The organism is Bartonella sp. AP57NXGY, assembly GCF_042195805.1.
Taxonomy (GTDB): Bacteria; Pseudomonadota; Alphaproteobacteria; order Rhizobiales; family Rhizobiaceae; genus Bartonella.
Genome location: NZ_JBHIOZ010000313.1, coordinates 1 through 1,224, shown reverse-complemented (window position 1 = coordinate 1,224; position 1,224 = coordinate 1). Strand labels below are relative to the sequence as shown.

The window sequence follows — 1,224 nt, the reverse complement described above, 5'->3', positions numbered from 1 at the left end:
GGAACTATGGAAATCTTTCTCTACACCCTCAGGATGTTGAACAAAGCAAAAAAAGCGCATTTAATAAATGGTCTGTTGGGGCTTATGGAAGTTTGCAGCATGATACCGGTTTTTATATGGATGGGGTGTTATCGTATGGCCTTTTTAAAGGTGATGTTTTGACACGAGCACGGGGTAAAAGCTATTGCCAAGGGTAAACAGTTTAGCGGTTCTTTAACGAGTGGCAGAACGTTTGCAACAGGGTATAAAGGTGTTGTTTTTGCTCCGCAGATTCAGGTTGTTTATCAGCATCTTCAGTTTAATAAGACGCGTGATATTGATTTAGGAAAATTTCATGCAATAATTCAGAATGCTCATTCATCATTTTAGATATTGAATAAAAACTAAATATTATAAATTTCTTTCATTTCAAACCTGTTTATATTTAATCAATTAACCCCTTGTCCATCACAAACGAAGCTGGCATGCAAAGAAGGACTTTTGAAAAAAGGTAAATTACTTCTTATGAACATTCTCGAGTGCTAAAATCTGCGCAAATATTGAATGCTGAAAAAAGAATGGTGATATCCGCGCATGACCGCAATGAAAATAATATCCTGTATCTTATCGAAATTTCTCTGCCACCTATCACTTACAAAACAACAACCATAACAACACGATAAAGCATACTTTACTTTTATTATAATTTGACCTCAAACTCCCTCTTTTTGCTCTAAAAATAAGTATCTATCCAAAATTCTTAAGTAAACATCCTAAAAAAGAAACAAATAATATGCGTATTAAATGATATAAACGTGAATAAAGTTCTAAAACAAAATTCAAAACAATGCATAAAACTCATAAAGACTAAACTTATGATCTATAAAAATGAATAAAGAAATGGACAAAAACAACCACCTATATCGTCTCTTTTGAAAGATTATGCCGAAAGCATTCAGCATTCAAACTTTTCATATTCACAATGAAATCTGTCCTCATATCTTAACATCAAAAATTTTAGAAAAATTTCTCATCGCATAAAAGAAAGCATCTATTGTAATCTTTTATATCAAAAAATAACCATATTGATGAAGCAAAATAAATTTTAATACATTAAAAGGCCGAAAATCTTCTGCCTTTTAACTAAAAATACATATTGCAGCTCATCAAAAAAGGTGGCGCAATCCAGCAGAGAAACTCGTTCCAGAAAAACCAATTTTCTTAAATCTATGCTGATAAGTGACA

The 1,224-nt window shown here is 31.9% G+C and carries 1 pseudogene; it reads left to right on the top strand.

Features of this window, described 5'->3' with window-relative positions:
• A pseudogene (locus ACFIL8_RS10575) lies at nt 1-336 on the top strand (autotransporter domain-containing protein); the annotation flags it as partial.
• Nucleotides 337-1,224 lie beyond the last annotated feature (888 nt).